Source organism: Actinoalloteichus hymeniacidonis, assembly GCF_014203365.1.
Classification (GTDB): domain Bacteria; phylum Actinomycetota; class Actinomycetes; order Mycobacteriales; family Pseudonocardiaceae; genus Actinoalloteichus_A; species Actinoalloteichus_A hymeniacidonis.
The window spans coordinates 3,176,226-3,192,958 of the sequence record NZ_JACHIS010000001.1 but is presented as its reverse complement, the minus strand read 5'-3'; the positions used below and the strand labels follow the sequence as shown (position 1 = coordinate 3,192,958).

Here is a 16,733-nt window from a genome sequence, read left to right as displayed (position 1 = left end):
TGCGACTGTGTGCCGGTGGCGGAGGCGTTTCCCCGCAAGGCCTTGTAAGCCATCCGAAAATAGCAGCCGTCCCGCGCCCTAGGCGCCTCCTCCAGTCACAGGGAGCGCAAAATCTGGGACTGCTGGGACACCTGCTCCGACCGAGCACGTATCTATTGAACTATGAATGACCTCGACGATCGTCCTCGGAAGAGCGCACTGGAGTTGCCATTTGGTAGAATAGCCTTCGATGTGGATCACACGGAGGCGTAGTGGATCAATATTGGGACAGCCCTGACGGTCTTTCGGTTAAATGGATGAGAAGGTTCCTCCGCTCTAGGCGAGTTGAAATTGATGGTGAACCGGACCAAAAAGGCAAGCGCGGCGTGCAATATCGATCAACTAAAGCGCAGCGCAGCATAATGACACAACTAGATTCGAGCAAGCACGGCGAGCTACTCGGGCCCGTGGCGCTAGAGTTGGACTTTCATTGCACAAGTCGCGAACCACCATCCATACAACGACTTGCCAAGCATACGCTTGATCTAATCGGGCCAGCCATGGAACCTTACCCGAACCGGGATGGGATCGTTTATCGCGATGACCGGCAGGTTAAGCTGCTTTATGTTTCACTAAAGAAATCAACCAGTGCTGGATTTCCACCCAAAGGATCGACTCAGATTTTCGCGCGTCCACTCAGAGACGTAGTAGCCGACCTTGAATTAGTGCGAATCCTGGAAAGCCGAACTCAAATCTGGGAGGAAGAGAATGATCCCATGCGCTCTCCGAAGCTTCCAGCCCATACTTTAGAGCCACTTCTTGATCTGAATTACGCCGCATCGCCCGAGGAAAGAAATCGATGGAAGGAACGAAACCATTGGCATGCTCAGTTTAGCCTAGCTGAATTCCAGAGCGCCTTCCTGCAAGGAGCTGAAGCACGGGTTGCATCGATGCTAACGTTCAATCCCAGGATCATCGCCGGAAGTGCGCGCCGATCAATCGAACCAATAATGGCGCCGCAGTTAAAAGAAATTTTGATGGCGATGACAAGGTGTCATACTCCACTTAACAATGATTCAGATTCCTTTCTCCTGTCGAGTATGATTACAGATCCGTTGCCGCGACTGCCGAAATCTTCCGGCGAGGGATCACTGTTTCATGAATCCGTCAGGAAAGAGCTGATCGAACTTTTCCACAGAAAGCGCAGCTTGTCGCCCTTGATGGTTCCACTGAAGGTTATATTTCTTGTTATGCCACCAAGCCAAGGGAAAGACTTGGATAATCTTGCGCTCACCATTCTTCCCATCATCCAAAGGGTAATCAAAGAACAAGAGGTGAACCTTCGCCACCCTGCTTTGCAATCCAACCCAATTTATGCGGACCGGGGAATATCGGCGTACGAAGTCATCGAGCTCAAACGGCAAAAATCAGACCACCCGGACGGGTACCTCCAGCTTGCACTGGGAAGCGGTCTCAGCCTCCAAAGTAGCTGGAGCCGCGTGACGGATGCCCTCGAATCATACATGCTGCAGGCGGATAAGATTCACCGTTCCTTTCTTAAAGGAGGCGAGCACCACTAGGGTCCGGGGGAAAATCAGTATCCTCGAAGTCGCATTGAAGCATTAAGGGCTCCTATGCCTGATGTCGCGGCCATTTTGCATGACAATTCAATTCTAGGCGATATGACTACCGCGCTTCCATCGAACCGCGCAAAAGAATTACCGCAAAAAATTAGGTAGACATCGGAGCATCTGACTGTCATGATTCATGGGTGGCCGTAGAGGAACCTCCCTTCGGGGTATGTTCAGTCTCTTGGGAGACAGTGGAGTACGAACTCTATCCCGGAGAAGTCGACGAAGAACCTCAAGGATGGAGTTCCGACTCGGATGCGCGCGAAATGAATGAACTGCGCGGTATGATTATGGTTCAGTCATCAGAGACTGAAGCAGTTCTTGGAATGATTCTCCGCAAGATTAAGCCTGGCGGCAAAATTGACCGCCCGGCAGGATCGATTTTCAACGACATCACGAAGAACATGGGCGCGGGAGACATTCAGTTATGGAAATTTGAGATCTCGTGCATTGGAAACGCCATCGAGCTTCGCAATCGCGCTGTGCATGACCGCGTTCGCGTTGCATCGGTGTGGCGAGATTATGCGACTGAGGACGGAGGAGAGTGGGTACCCGTCCTCAGCTTCCTGGGCGCTGATTTGCAAGATGAAGTTGACCTTATTGGTAATCTTAAGGTTCAACAATTAGCAACCATTAGTGCGGTTCGAATTCTGCGCGGGTTGGATAAAATCTAGATCGACCCTTGGTCGCCGCAAGGAACGTAGGGTATAGTGCGCGAAGCTTCTTCGTTGTTTCTCTTGCTCTGCGATCGCTGCTCTCGCAGAGCAAGAGAAACAACATTGAGCTTTCTTCAAAAAACTACACGTTGAGCCGTGTGGTTAGTGCGCAAGTCCCCCCTCGGACACAGTTTTCTGTGTTCAACGGTTGAGAGGTCGTCGTTTTTCGGCGGCCTCTTTTTCGTTTTGTGGGTTATCGGCAGTGCCGGTTTTCTTGAGGTGGCGCTCAGTTCGTGGTGATCGTTAGTGCGCGGGCCAGACTATGGGCGGCGAACAATGCTGGGACCGTCAGTGCGGTGAGTAAGACGCCATGGTGCACCTCACTGGCAACCAGCGCCCATTGTATGGCGACAATCACGCTGGCGTAGACCACGACCCGGCCGGCCAGCGACAGGAGCCGCCCAGAGGTGGGCCTTCGCGACGGTGGGGTGGGCGCGGCGTGCGCCCGAGCGCCATGCCGACAACAGCGCCAAGAAGCCGCGAGCCCGGCAACGGCAGCACAGTGTTCCGTCGGCCCGCCCTGCGGGCGACGAAATAGTCCGCTTCGGGCTCGGTCGTGAAACGCCCCCGGGGCACGTTCCGCCGATTGGTGTTTGCGGCGTCGACAACGGATGCCGCGTCACCAGGACCACGAGGATCAGCACGAAACTTGGGCGCTATACATCACCTGATCTCGTGGCGCTGTGTGGGCAGCGGCTGGATCGACGTCCGAGGCTCCTAGCACCTCACCCCTCGGCGACGAACTGGACTCGTTCGCCGAGGACTGTGCGGGCGTTGGGTTCGTCGGCCAGCCGCGCGGCCAGCGTCGCGGTCGCTAGTTTATGCGGGAGTGCCTCGCTGAATTTCAGGTCTTCCAACGCGCGTTCGTTCACATCCGGCAGCACGAGCCGGGTCTCGGCTGCCTCGATTCCGGCTCGCCACATCTCGTGGGTCAGATCGCCGCGCAGTCGGATCGTCGTGTCGTCGAACCGCGTATGCTCGTCGGTCAGGCCGTTCAGGCTCGCTGCTAGGGTCGCGTTCGTGCGGAAGCCCGCCCATGTCCACCAGCGGACGTCATCGCCGTCGCGGCTGATCACGGTGGCATCCTTGGTCACGACACTCGACCGCTTCTCCCGCATGCCCGCGAGCGCCGAGGTCGCCCGCTGGGTCAGCGCCACCGGTGGATCGGCGCCGAGCAGCACTTCGCGAGCGGCCCGCGCCAACTCGTATCCGGTACCCCTGACGCCCGGGGTCATCCAGCGTGCACGTCCGCCGGCTTCGGCCGGTTCGACGTAGCAACGACGGCGTTTCCAGTCGATCCAGGTGACTTTCCAGCTGCGGCCGCCCAGCAGCAGCAGGCGGGGGCCGTCGACGTGTTCGGTCAGCAGTGCGGGGTCGGTGTGGCCGATCTCGCGGCGGCCTTCCAGGACGGTGATCTGGGGCGGGGCGGTGAACACCGCGGTCATGTCCATGAAGTGGCGGTGGCCGAAGCGACGTTCAGCTTCGCGTCCAATGAACAGCATCGGCCCGTCGCGTTCGACGAATCCCTCGTCGATGAGATGACGCAGGATTGGTTCGGCGGTGCGGTCGAACGGTTCGAGTCCGTTCCATTCCTGAGGCCAGGTGTGCTCGCCGATCGTGTGGTTCTGCAGGCACAGCGCCAGTAGCTGCTGCGCGACGATGTGGCGCGGCGCGGGCGGCGCCGTTACCGGCTCGACAAATCCTCGCCCCCACAATCGCAGCAGGGCTGCAGACCACAGCAGCGCGTCGGTGCGCAGTGCGAGGAACAGGCAATTGCGGCTGATTCCAGGGCGGCGTCCGGTGCGGCCGAGGCGCTGCAGGAACGACGCGACCGTGGCCGGTGCATTGATCTGGATGACTCGGTCGAGGTCGCCGACGTCGATGCCCAGTTCCAATGTGGACGTCGACACGATGACGCAGTCGCGGGCGTCGGCGAAGGCGTCCTCGGCCTGGCGGCGTTCGTCCAGCGACAGGGAGGCGTGGGAGAGGAACGTCGTCACCCCTCGCCCGCGCAGCGCGGCACCGAGCTCTTCGACGAGTTGCCGGGAGTCGCAGAACACGAGGCGTTTCTCACCGCGGTGCAGGGAGGCGATGATCGTGGCGGCGTTCGCGACGGAGCCGACGTAGTCAAGCTCGATCTCGCCGGGGGGAACCTCGCGGGAGGCTGGGCCTGCGGATGTTTCACTGGAGACTGTCGCCTTCTCGGTGTCGCGCGCATCTTTGCCGGTTGCACGTGCCGCATCGCTCAAGGCACGAGCGGACATTTCGATGGAGCCGACGCCTCGACCACGACCGCGAGCACCAGTTCCGTTTGGAACGTCCGGCCTGCCAGCCGCGCTGGCGATCGGGACTCCCGGTGCCACGACGGATCCCGGACGTTCACCCCGCCCGGAGCCCTGAAGCCAGTGCTGTAGGTCCTCCGGGTTTCCCACCGTCGCCGACAAGCCCACCCGCTGGATCGGTCGTGCGGTCAACCGCGTGATGCGTTCCAACACAGCAAGGAGATGCCAGCCGCGGTCGTCTCCGGCGAAGGAGTGAACCTCGTCGACGACGATCGCCCGCACGTCCCCCAACAGCGCGGCGTGGTCGACGTGGGTGCTGACCAGCATCGATTCTAGGGATTCCGGGGTGGTCAGCAGGATGTCGGGTGGATCGCGCAGCAGGCGTTTGCGGGCCGAGGCGGTGACATCGCCGTGCCAGATCCCGACGCGCCGCCCGAGCCAGGCGGTGTAGTCCTCGAGGCGGTGCAGGAGATTGTTCAACAGCGCCTTGAGCGGGCACACATACAGCACGGACACACCCGACCAACCGTGATGCTCCATCGCCGACAGCAGCGGAAAGCACGCGGCCTCGGTCTTGCCGCCCGCGGTCGGGGCGAGCAGCAGCGCGTCGTCGCCGTCGAGCACGGGATCGATGGCCTCGCGTTGCAGCGGGCGGAGGCTGCGCCACCCGAGCGTGTTGACGATGTGGTGCGTCAGTGCAGGATGCAGTCGTGCCCACGGTTCCGGCGCGCCGGTGCTCACGACAGATCCAGGTCGATCTCGTCGGCGCGCACCGCGTTGCGTTCCACATCGGATAGTTCGGTGCCCACGAGGGTGAGGGTGTAGTCGCGGCGAGGGTCGAAGGTGTCGAACTCATCGACCCGATCGAGCACGTCGGCGACGAGTTTCCGCAGGAAGATCCGCGGCGCGACGCCGACCTTCCCACCGAGTTCACCGGCCAACGCCCGACTAAGAAGGTCCACGTAGGAATTGTCGACCCTCGAGCGCACCCGCTCCGGGTTCCGTGCCCCGTCGGCGTAGAGGTCGCGGACGCGTCTCCCGAGCTCGCCGAGTGAATCCAGGTCGAAGCCGGGCAGTCGCAGCTGGACCGCGCGGGGCGAGTCGAAGCGGGCGTCGGTGGTGAAGTCGGTCGCCAGCCGCTGCGCCAGCGGCGGCAGGCGCTGCGCACCCTGTCGTCCGTCGAAGAACGCTGGCGTGCCGGTCAAGATCAGGAACAGGCCGGGGAAGCGTCCGGCGTCGATCTCGTCGAGCAGCTGCCGCAGCGCGTTAAGGCCTTTCTCCCGCACGTCCCCGCGCACGCGCTGGAGGGTCTCGGTTTCGTCGAGCACCAGCAGCAGTCCGGGATGCCCGCAGTCGCGCAGCACGGTGAGCAGGCCCTGCAGGAATCCGAGTGCGGCGAAGTGGTCGAGATCCCCGCGCACCCCGGCTGCCCGGCGGGCGGAGGCGGCAACGGACTTCTGCCCGCCCAGCCAGGCGATGAGCGCTTCGGCGGTGACGGTGTCGCCGGTGTCCATGGACTGTCGGTAGCCGCGCAGGGCTGCGGCGAACGCGGGGGTGGTGCGGGCGACGTCGGCGAGCCGCTGTTCCAGTAGGGCGTCGACGGCCCCACCGAGCGTTGCCGTGTCATCGGGATCGATCTCGCCCGCGTCGAGAATCTGCTCTTCGAGGGTGTAGAACCAGGAGTCGACGACGGCACGCAGCGCGCTGGGCCGGTGCGCGGCGGTGGTCAGGCGTTCGGTCAACCGGCGGTATACGGTTTCGAGTCGGTGCAGCGGGGTCTCGGTCTCGGAGATTTGGATCTCGGCCGCGGCCATGCCGCGTCGTTTAGCGGATTCGGCCAGCCAGCGGGAGAAGAACGTCTTGCCAGAGCCGTATTCGCCGCGCACGGCGTGAAAGGCCGCGCCGCCTCGGGCAGCGGTGTCGAGATCCTCGCCCATCGCGGCGGCGAACCGGTCGAGCCCGACCGCGAGCAGGTCCAGTCCCGCTTGGGGCACGGTGCCTCGTCGAAGCGCGTCGATGACGTCGCGGCGCCTTGCTTCGCTGACCACGCTCACGACTCGACTCCGAACTGGACCTGCAGCAGCGCCACGTCGAGGCGCACCGTGGTTCCTCCGTCCTCGATGGACAAGATCGGATAGCCGTCGACATTGAGCAACCGCTCGATCATGCGCACGAAGCCCTCGGGTCGCCGGGCGGCCCGCCCGGCGACGGCGACGACGGCGGTGGTGCTGGCGCGGCCGTCAGCGGCCACGAGCGCATCGATGACCGCGGCGACCGACTTCCGTTCCGGTGCACGCGGAACGAGTATCCGCTGGCGCTCGTAGACATCGCTGGCAACGACGCGTTCGCCCAACGACACGGGTGGCACTGCCACCTCAGCAGCTGAAGGGTCCACAGTGAACAGATCAGTCTCGGGCGCGGGTTTGTTCTTCGCCGCCTTCTTCGTTGGAGCTGTCGTGGGCGCGGCGACCGGTGTCGGCTCAGGTTCGGCGTGGACGGTCCGTCCGCTCCACCACGCGGGTTCGCTGCGTTCCCTCGGTACCACGTGCCACTGATCGGGCAGGTATTCCAGACTCGGCACCAACACCAACACCGGCACCGTCATCTCGGCCAGGGACGCGCCACCGTGATAGCCGGCTTTGCGTCGCGTGTAGCGGATGTCCTCCCGCCACGGCGCCACCAATGCACCGGGGACGACCCGCGGACCGGCGAGCGCGAGCTCCCCGTCACCGGGCGTTCCGCGTCGCCAGCGAGCGGATTCGACGCTGCTGGCCTGGGTCTGCGGCCCGCCACGGTCGAGGACGTGCCCGTGGTCAGAGACAAGCACGACCGGCCGCTGATAGGAGCGGGCGGAATCGAGCAGCACGCGAAGGTAGGTGACGTCGTCGACCCGCCACTCGGCCCGGTCGCCCTCCTTCCCATCGTCGAGGGCGTCGTCGATCGTGTTAAGCACGACCCCGACGACCCGTTCCGGCACGGACAGCGCCTCGTACAGCTCCTGGGAGAACCACGTGCCAGCGCCACCGGCGATCTCGGCCTTGTGGAACAGGCGGGCGTCGGAACGTTTGCGTCCACGCCAGAACTTCTCGAACCCGGTCTTCTCGACGTCCTGCCCACCGTCGGTGACGGTCGCACTCAACAGGCTCGCGCGGCTGATCTGTGTCACCGACGGAATCGTCGCGACGGCCGCGACCCGCCGCGGTTCGGGGCTGACCTCAGTCCACTCGGTGAGTTCCTCGCCGAGCCGGGCGGCGATGGCGGCGCTCATTCCGTCGAGCACGACGATCAGCGGCGCGGCGCGGCGCGCGACCGGAGCCGCGACCTCGGGCAGCACCTGCTCGATCAGCAGCACGCCGTCGGATCCGACGGCGCTCGCGTGCGGCGCCCACGTCGCCAGCCGCTGCGCGAACCCCTCATCAAGGCGATCCCGCCGCTGCCGCACCTCTTGCCACAGCACCCGATACGCCTGCCCCACGACCAGGTCGCCGCTGGGGTCGCCGTGCCAGAGCGCCTGCAGCCCCCGATCGACCCACGCCGTGTCGGTGACGTAGCGCGTGATGTCCGCGGCCACGGACTTCGTGTCCACATCGGGCTCGCGCGACCAGCGCAACAGCCGTACCGCCATCTCCGCGGCCCGCACCCGGTCTGGGCGCAGCCGCGCGACCACGTGATCCCCGACCGCGTTCAGCGCCCGCTCGGCCTCGACGATCGCGGCACCCGGTCCGGACACGGCCGTTCCCAATGCTCGGAGCCGTGCGGTGAACGCCGAGGGCACGAACGTGTCGTCCCGCAAGGCCTCGGATAGGCCGGCTCTGGCGGCGAGTTCGTCGGCCCGCTCGGCGATCTCCAGTACCCGGCGCCGTGCCGCGTCGCCGTGTCGCGGATGCTCGATCTGGCCCATCCAGCGTTCGAGGGTGCCGCGGACGGCCTCGGTGAACGCCCGCAGCTGTGGCCCGTGCACACCTCCGAGCAACCCGCCCAGCGCGAGGCCCGCCTCGACCGGCGGATTCGGCCCGGTCGCCACCGCGGCCACGACACCCAGCGGCATCGCGTCGGCCGCCTTGCCCTGATCGACCAGCCGCAGCAGCACCGTCGCCGCGCTCCCGACGGCGTCGGTGAGCCACGCGGCGATCCCGTCCCGCTCAGCCCCCGCGAGTTCGGCGAACCGGCTTGCCGAGGAGGTCCGCGACCATTCCAGCAGCGATCCGGGGTCGATCCCCCCGTCGAGCGAGAGCCCGAGCCTCGCACCGATGAGCGCGCGGATCGCGTGGTCGCGAGTGAGCACCGAACCGGCTCGCGGCCAACCGTCGACCGGCTCGGCGTCAAGGAGGCCGTCGACGAGCCACTCCTCCGAGCGCACCCGCGCGTCCACGCCCTTGGCGCCGAAACGCTGCGCCACGATCCGCGCCCGGTCCACGTCGCGCACCGACCGCTTCACCGCATACGCCCGCAGGTCCCAGCCGAGCTGGTCGTCGGGCACGCTCGTGGTGAGCACCAGCACATCGTCGTCGGACGCGTGCTCGTCGAGATGCCGCCGCCACGCCTCGGCCATCCCCAGCACTGAGTGCTGGTCATCGACGTACACCCGCCGCCGACGCTCGTCGGTGAGCACGAAGGTCGTGACCGGGTCGTCGTAGCGGGCGTAGACCAACAGCAGCCGCCGATCCTTCGCGTACTGCAGCTGTTCCTTGACCAGCGCCTCGATCACCCGCCGGTCGACTGTGGGTGGTGCGGTCATTGATCACGCTCGTTTCCGACGACGCGCCAGGTGATCTCGACCTCGACGCCGGGGTGGGCCTGGGAATGCGCGCGGATCTCGTCCTGGACGGCGTCGAGCAGCGCGCGCAGCTGGGACTCGACGGCGCTGCCCTTGACCCGCTTGGCGCTCACCCCGTCGGCACCGGAGCCTGATTCCGGCGGAGTGACCTGGTTTACCGTCCCGGTCGTCGGCTGTGGAGGGGTCGGCGGCGGGTTGTCCAGCCGCATTGCCTCTTGGATGAGGTCCAGCGCGGCCCCTCGGAACTGCTGTAGCACGGGCCCGAGGTCCCTGGTCCACTGGCTGGCCGAGGCGGTCTCGAGCAGTCCGTCGATGAGGCGTTCCGCGCAGTTCCCGATCGGTGCTTCCCGGCCGACCAGGGACCGCACTGATGTGACGAGCTGCCATTCGACGGTGTTGAACACCGAGGCGAGCTGCCCGGCCGAGGCGATCACCGACCCGAGCACGACGTCGGTGGTGCCGTAGGAGGCACCGACCAGTTCCCGTACGAGTGAGGTCGGACCTTCGGCACGCACGACCCGCGCGACGAGGTCGGATGCGTCCCGGGTGGACACGATCCGATCCGCGTCGACGGCGATGCCGAGATCATCCCGATGCCGGTCGAGCGTGTGCCGGACTTGGGCGAGGGCCTCCTCGGTCTCCTGAGCCTTCGACCGCACTATCTCGGCCAGTGCCGCCACGTTCCGCGCCGACAACGTGTCGGGCACGGTCGCCCCGAAAATCGACGACAACCTCTCACGGGCCCGGGCGAACTCCTCGGCCGTAGGCAGCTCCTGCGCTCGCAGAGCGTGCCCGAGCCCGATCTTGTCGAGGCTCGGTGGCTCCGCGAGGGGTGATCCGTTGATCAGCCACGCCCGGTCGGACTGCAGCGCGTAGGTCGCGATCACCAGCCCCATGACGGCGTTGTCCATGCCGGTGAATCCGGCGTTCTTGATCCAGGTGCGGATTCTGTCGACTGGGAAGTCCCCGGTGACGCCATCCTGCGCGGCGGCCTGCTCGATGCGGCGCCGCCATTCGGAGCGGAGGTTGAGCGGCCCGTCGGCGACCTCCCCTAGCCCCAGGGGGTGCACGATCCGCCGCACCAGAGCCAGATTCTTCGAGTCGACGACCACCCGGCCCCCGTTTTCGGCGGCCCGCGCGATCCACCCGTACACCGTCCGTAGCTCGCCGAGGGTGACAGCCTTGCGGTTGCGGTTGACGTCGAAGTCCGGGTGCTTGGGATGGAGCTGGTCGAACAGCCCGTCGGCGATCGCAAGTACGTTCTGCTCGAAGCCGGCCCCGGCGAGGGGACGCGGCTGGTGGTCGGGCAGCAGCGACATGAGATGCCCGTCGTCGCCGACCCGCTTGCTCACCGCGTTCTCGTCGATCCCCGCGATGCCGTAGAGGCCGCGCAGGGTCGCAACGAGCTGGCTCTCCAGGTTGTCGGCGTTGGCCTGCAGTTGGTGCCGCATCTTCATTCGCGAGTCCTCGGACATCGTCCCCGCAAACGTCGCCAACCGACCCTTGTCCAGCAGATACCGGATCTTGAGCAGCCTGCCGAGCTGCTGCCCCTTCTGCGTGGAGAGGAAGTGCGGCAGCCACACGACCGTCGGGGCGACGACCTTGTCCCGCCGCAGCTGGTTGACGCGCGCCGCATCGAAGGCCGGGGATTTGTCGGCGTCGTCGAACGGATAGTCCACCACGATCCGGATCCGCCCCGGAACGCTCGGCTCGAACGCCGTGGCGGGCAGCTCGTTCTCGTCACGCACGTTGGCGAACAAAAACTCGGCGGTCCGCCGCGTCCCCCGCCACACGACCTCGCGGTCCGAGACTGCGTCGTCGACGTCGCCGACTCCGAGCTCCCGGAACAACTGCCGCTTGATCCACTTCCGGCGTTCACCGAGGGAGTCCTGCTCGTCGACCTGGTCGAGCAGCGGCTCGATTTCCATGTCGGACAGCACGAGCCGGAACACCGGGTTCTCCTCATGCTCCGAACGCAGTTCGCCGAACTCAGCCTGCATGTCCCGCAGGATCTGCACTGCCTTCGACCCTGGCGAGACGGTGCGGGTGCGGATCGAGCCGTGGTTGAGGGCGTTGAGCCGCGCCCCGGTGAGCCGGCTCAGCGCGGGCACGCTCGGCGCCAGAGCGGCGAGCAGCAGCGTCTTGACGATCCGGTCTGCGGCGAGGAAGTCCGCGCTCTCGGGCGGGTATTTCCCTTCGATGTGTTTGCGGGCCTTGTCATAGAACCGGCGGGCGGCGGTGGCTTCGCCCTTGAGCCGGTCAGTAAACGCGTCCCCGCTATTGTCGATGAGCACGTCCCAGAGGTCCCCGAGCGGGATCAACTCACCGACCTTCATGTCCGCACGCCGCCGGTACAGCATCTCCTGCAGCAGCTTGAGCCCGGTGCGTTCGCGCTGCAGCGCCCCGGACAGCGCGACGAGCACGTTGAGTAGCACCGGCGAGATCGGGTACACCGCACGGAAGTCGTCCCAGGTGGCGCCGGTCGCTCCTGCCGCGTCCAGGAGTGTCTCGCGGTCGGCGGCCTTGGTGGACTCGATCGACGCGAAAGCGGCGTCGAGGACTTCCCGCCCGCCGGGAAGCGGCTTCAGCACGCGCTCCTTGATAATCGCGGGGAGGCTGGAGTCCTCGATGGTGACGGTGTCGAACCGCTCCGCCAGATAATGCACCTGCGCTTCGAGGTTCTTCACATCCTTGCCGGCAATGTCGTCACCGACGAGTTGCGAGAGGTCACGCTGTCGCGAGATGAACGACACGATCGGCACGGCCCGATCCGCGTTGCCGGACTCGATGAGCTTGACGAGCTTCTGGACCTGCTCGTTGACGAACACCTGGTCGCTCATCTTGGCCTGCAGCCACAGGATCAGTTCGTCGAGGAAAAGGACAAGGCCGTCGTAGCCGAGGTCGCGGGCGTGCCGGGAGATGACCGACAGCCCGTCATCGAGCGGGATGAACTTGGCCTCGTCGCCGCTGACGTTCTTGCTATACGACGACATCGGGCCGGACAGCAGCGCCGACACCAGTGCGTTACGTTCGTCGCTGCCCTGGGGCGCGGCGAACGCGGCGTCCAGGGTGGACGAATCCCACGAGAGTTTCTTCGACCCGCCCTTGGTGATGACTTTGACGTCCTTGGCGCCACCACCGGCACCGGCCGGCTGCGACGAGGAACCGAGCATCGCGGCGAACTGCTCGTCGCCGACGGTCTCCCGGATGCGGCGCGCGTCGTCGAGCATCGCGTCGGACCGGTAGACAGCGGGCTGCGGCGCGTCCGGGAGTTCACGGCGCACGTGGTCGACGTAGCCGCCAAGCAACGCGGCGTCGATGTCCTTCGCCCCCACCAAGTGGTACGGCACCATGAGGAACCGCTTGCCCGACATCCACGACTCGTTCTCGGCGATGACCGGCTGCAGCCCGGGTTTGGCGCGGGCGGCCGGGTCGTTGTTGAGGACGGCGTGCAGCACGGTCAGGAAGTGGCTCTTACCGGAACCGAACGACCCGTGCAGGTAGGCCGCGTGCGAGCTGCCGTCACGGAACGCCGCCCGCACGATCGACAGCGCTCGCCGGAACGCATCCCGAAGCTGGTCGGTGACGACGTACTGCTCGACCCGCTCGGCGGTCTTGCCGAACCCGCCGGAGAGCTCGACCTTGAAATCCCCGGAGTGCACCGACTCCGGGAGGGCGATGACGTCACGAAGATACTGCGTGCTCATTGCTGGTCACCTTGCTTGCTGCGGCGGCCGGTGGCGGGGCGCCAGGCCGAGAGGTCCTCGTTCGTCAGCTGATGGCGGTTGCGGTGTTGCTCGAGGAACGCCTGGCACTCCTGCGCCGGATTGCCGTCCCACTCGGCGTCGTGCTCGCCGTGCCACTGGTGGATCCACGGCATGAGTTCGGCGAGCCCGGCCAGCAGGGGCGTGAGCTGCTCGGGTGTCCAGGACTCATCGGTGCGGTCGTTGACGAGGTTCACCAGGGCCTGGGCCTGGTCCCGGTGGTCCCAGCCCGCCCAGCCCAGCAGCAGCGATCCGTCGGCTCCGGGCGAGGCGTCCGGATACGAAACGAAGCGTTCCTTCGGCACGTCGAGTTTGCCGCGCTGCGACCAGTAAGAGCCCTTGCGGAAGTCCGCGGAGGTGTATTTGGGCGGGACCGGGATCGGCAGCCGCTCGCCTGTCTTGTCTTCCTGACGCTGGAGTTCCCAGACTTCTTCCCACTGGGCGCGTTTGCGTAGACCGGAATCCTTGTAGCGCAGTGCGGCGAGGTAGGGCACATGCTGGCTGGCGACCACCTTGTCGAGCACCTGCGCCACCGACAGGTCTGGCTTGCCGAGATGATCGCGTGCGTAGAGGCTCGCGACCGACCGCACATCGGCATCCCGGCCGACGGCGTCGGCGAGCTGGTGGATCGTCAGCGTGCGTGGCTGTTCGAGCCCCTCCCGCAACGCGAACCACAGGTCCCGCCGCTCGCACCGGTCCAGCAGCCACGTTTCGAGCGCTTCGGCCTCACGTTTGTCCCACGGGGTCTCCGACCAGCGGCGTTTGCACTCCGGACGCTCGATCAACGCGATATCACGCCGCGTCTCGATCATCTCGACCCGGCGCTGCACGATGTCGCGATACCAGGACGGCCAGCGATCCGGGATCTCCGTGATCGGCGTCGAGCCGTGGCGCTCGAACCACGCTGTCTCGGCCTGACCGGCCGCCACCTTGCGCGCGAGGACGATCTCGAACGCACGCTCCCCCAGCCGCACATCCGGCACGTCGTCGAACGACTCCGCACGCACACCGGCGAGTTCCGCGTCGTTGGGCAGTCCGTAGGAGTGGTAAACGGTCCAGTCCAGCTCCTCCTGCAGCGCGATCATCCGGGCGCGGATGCTGTCGTGACCCGCGCGGGCCGTGTCGAGCCGTTCTCGGGTCGGCACCGACTCGGCCGCGATCGACGACGGCGTCACCGCCGACAGAGCCCGCGCCAGCGAGTCAAGTTTGCGACCGAGTTCGGTTGGAAGCTGTTGCGGCAGCGGGAAATCCTGGAGTTTCGTGCCGGTGAACTCGTAGAAACGTTCCCACATCTCGGTCTTGATGCCGGATTGATAGCCCTCATTGCCCTTGTTGTGACTGACCTGCTTGAGCCAGAAACACGCCGCCGACGAGTTCAACACCCCCAACAACGCCAGATGCTCGTCCTCGGTCGCCTCGTTGGCCATATGAACCATGGGGGCATGCTGGTTAAATGCATTTCCCCCTCGATCCAACGCGAAATGATTATGAGTCGCAACATCGGAAAAAACCAATGCAACCTCACGGCGGTATCTATCTGCCACCCAGCGATACCACGTCCACCACGGGGCGTCCGTACTGTCGCGCGACTCTCCAGAAAAACCGGTCGTGGACCCTAGAACCCGTCGCATAGACCAGAGATAGCGCCCCCATGACGATTCGAGATCGAAATCCACGGGCTCATGTTTCTGATCGTAGGGCACGAGCGCGGGACTTTCCGAATTTTCCCGCCAATCTCGAATATTCTCACCAACTACCAAGGGTCGACACATAGAATCCTTCGTCTCGTTGTGCCGAAACCAAGGTTCTGATAGAAAGAAAACCTCGTCGCGACCAGGGAAGCTCGCGAACCCAATCGCGCGCGAAAGCAATCGACGCAGCCGCTTTCCAGCCACGCTTTCAAGATGACGCGAAAGATCTACTGCACCGCCACCGCTCAGCATCCATGGAAACAGCGAGAACTGATTCCGCTCAGAATCCGCGACCGAAATCCATTCAGATTCACTACCCGGCTTGCCGACTTGCTCGACGATCGCCGACCACACCAGTCCCTCGGCCGGAACCTCCGGCTGGCTCGGCTCACCACGAACCCCGAGTACCGCCCGGATCGGGTCGTTGATGCGCGGAAAGTGGTTCCGCCCCACCAGAATCACCGTCGGCGTTCCGTGTCCGGGGATGTAGGCGCCGGAGGTGTCGATCACGTGGGTGAGGTGGATCTTCTGGGCGAAGTAGTCTTGGATGAGCTTCTTGCCGAACTCGCGCTTCATGAACGAGTTCGCGGTGATCTGCCCGACGTACCCGGCCCGGCGCTCCGAGCCGGGCGCCTTGACCGCGAGGTCGAACAGCCGCTTCGCGAACGGCACCGACAGTGCGTACTTCCCCGAGCACACTGCCCTGTAATCCGCGCTCGTGCGGTACTTCTCGTTCTCCTTCCTGTCCTTCACCGTGATGTACGGAGGATTCCCGACGACCACGTGGTAGGAGCCCTTGGTCAGCAGCTCGCAGGCGCGCACGTAGTCGTAGACGTCCTCGGGCTCGTACGTGTGCTCCAGCGAGTCGGTCGTGAGCTGCGTGCCGGGCACGTCCTTGCCGTGGATCAGGGAGTCCCCGACAGCCACGTGGATCGGGAACGTCGCAGCTCTGTCCAACCTGGACTCCTCGGCCGCTTTCAGTGCCGCGACCAGCAGCCGGAACCGGGCGATGGACACAGCGAACGGGTTCTTGTCGCAGCCGTGGACGGAATCGAGGGACCGGCGGATCAGTTCCCAGCGGTCGGTGCCGGGCTCGGCCGCGCGCCATTTGTCGAGGAGCCGGTGGAAGATCCCGAGCAGGAAGTGCCCCGATCCGCAAGCGGGGTCAATGGTGCGCAGGCCCTCCAGCCCGAACTCCTCGACGGCTGGTTCAAGGGTGAGGTCGAGGATGAACTCCTCGACGAACTCCGGTGTCTGGAGCAGCGCGAATGTCTTGCGGGCGTTCTCCGACAGGTCCTGGTACAGGTCGCCGAGAAAACGGGTATCCAGCTCCGGGTCGGTGAAGTCGTAACGCACGTGCCCGTCGGCGTCGCGGCGGCGCCAGAACCGGATTAGCTCGGTGGCGGCTTCGAACGACGGCGTGACCTCCCACAGTGGGTTGTGGTCAGCGTCGAACAGTCCGGCTGCAGTCGGGTGCGCATCGGCGAGGGCGCGGAAAGCCGTGACGATCCAGTCGCGGTCGTTGTCCTGAGGCCGCTGCTTAAAGTGCGCCTCGTGCCGGTCCTCGGCTTCCCCGAACCGCTCCCCGGGACCGGTCAGGAACGGGCCCGGAATCAGGCTGTTGTCCTCGCAGAACCGCACGAACACCGTGCCCAGCACCCACGCCGCCGCGATCTGCGTGACGCGATCGTCCAACCAGGACTGATAGGCCGCTGCGGTGCGTCCGGCCTCGCAGGCCTTCGCGTACTCCGCGCGTAGTCTCGTGTCGAACTCCTCAACCGCGCCCGCGCGGGCCCGCAGATCGTTTTCCAGCGTAGAGACCTGGGCGCGCAGGTCCTTGACCAGCGCTGACAGGTCGAGACCGCGGGTCGTCTGTTCGGTCACTGCCGTCTC

7 protein-coding genes are annotated in these 16,733 nt (G+C 65.2%); 2 read left to right on the top strand and 5 right to left on the bottom strand.

The genetic code is table 11. The annotated features are described in order from the left end of the window. Positions 1–251 precede the first annotated feature (251 nt). Together BKA25_RS12900 and BKA25_RS12895 are read left to right on the top strand one after the other, a co-directional pair. On the top strand, positions 252–1,559 hold the full coding sequence (locus BKA25_RS12900; protein ID WP_157421078.1) for a RusA family crossover junction endodeoxyribonuclease: 1,308 nt from the start codon (positions 252–254) through the stop codon (positions 1,557–1,559). Positions 1,560–1,801: 242 nt separating this feature from the next. Continuing rightward, positions 1,802–2,284 carry a hypothetical protein gene (locus BKA25_RS12895; protein ID WP_157421079.1) on the top strand — a complete coding sequence of 161 codons (483 nt, stop codon included), beginning with the start codon at positions 1,802–1,804 and terminating at the stop codon, positions 2,282–2,284. 767 nt (positions 2,285–3,051) lie between these two features. On the opposite strand, the gene BKA25_RS12890 is transcribed toward BKA25_RS12895, so the two are convergent. Genes BKA25_RS12890 through pglX form a run of 5 tightly spaced genes read right to left on the bottom strand, consistent with a single transcriptional unit; the run spans position 3,052 to position 16,724 of the window. Next, a complete protein-coding gene (locus BKA25_RS12890) occupies positions 3,052–5,349 on the bottom strand; it encodes a DEAD/DEAH box helicase (protein WP_069849543.1) in 2,298 nt (765 codons plus the stop codon). Next, complete coding sequence (brxD, locus tag BKA25_RS12885) at positions 5,346–6,662, bottom strand: BREX system ATP-binding protein BrxD (protein WP_069849545.1); 1,317 nt, start codon at positions 6,660–6,662, stop codon at positions 5,346–5,348. The genes BKA25_RS12890 and brxD overlap by 4 nt, the downstream gene beginning before the upstream one ends. After that, positions 6,659–9,346, bottom strand: coding sequence for a BREX-2 system phosphatase PglZ (pglZ, locus tag BKA25_RS12880; RefSeq protein WP_069849547.1), 2,688 nt, complete (start codon positions 9,344–9,346; stop codon positions 6,659–6,661). Before pglZ ends, brxD begins: the two co-directional genes overlap by 4 nt. Beyond that, complete coding sequence (locus tag BKA25_RS12875) at positions 9,343–13,092, bottom strand: DUF6079 family protein (protein WP_069849549.1); 3,750 nt, start codon at positions 13,090–13,092, stop codon at positions 9,343–9,345. Before BKA25_RS12875 ends, pglZ begins: the two co-directional genes overlap by 4 nt. Next, positions 13,089–16,724: a BREX-2 system adenine-specific DNA-methyltransferase PglX gene (pglX, locus tag BKA25_RS12870; protein WP_172803793.1), complete on the bottom strand. Its 3,636-nt coding sequence runs from the start codon at positions 16,722–16,724 to the stop codon at positions 13,089–13,091. The genes BKA25_RS12875 and pglX overlap by 4 nt, the downstream gene beginning before the upstream one ends. Positions 16,725–16,733: the final 9 nt, after the last annotated feature.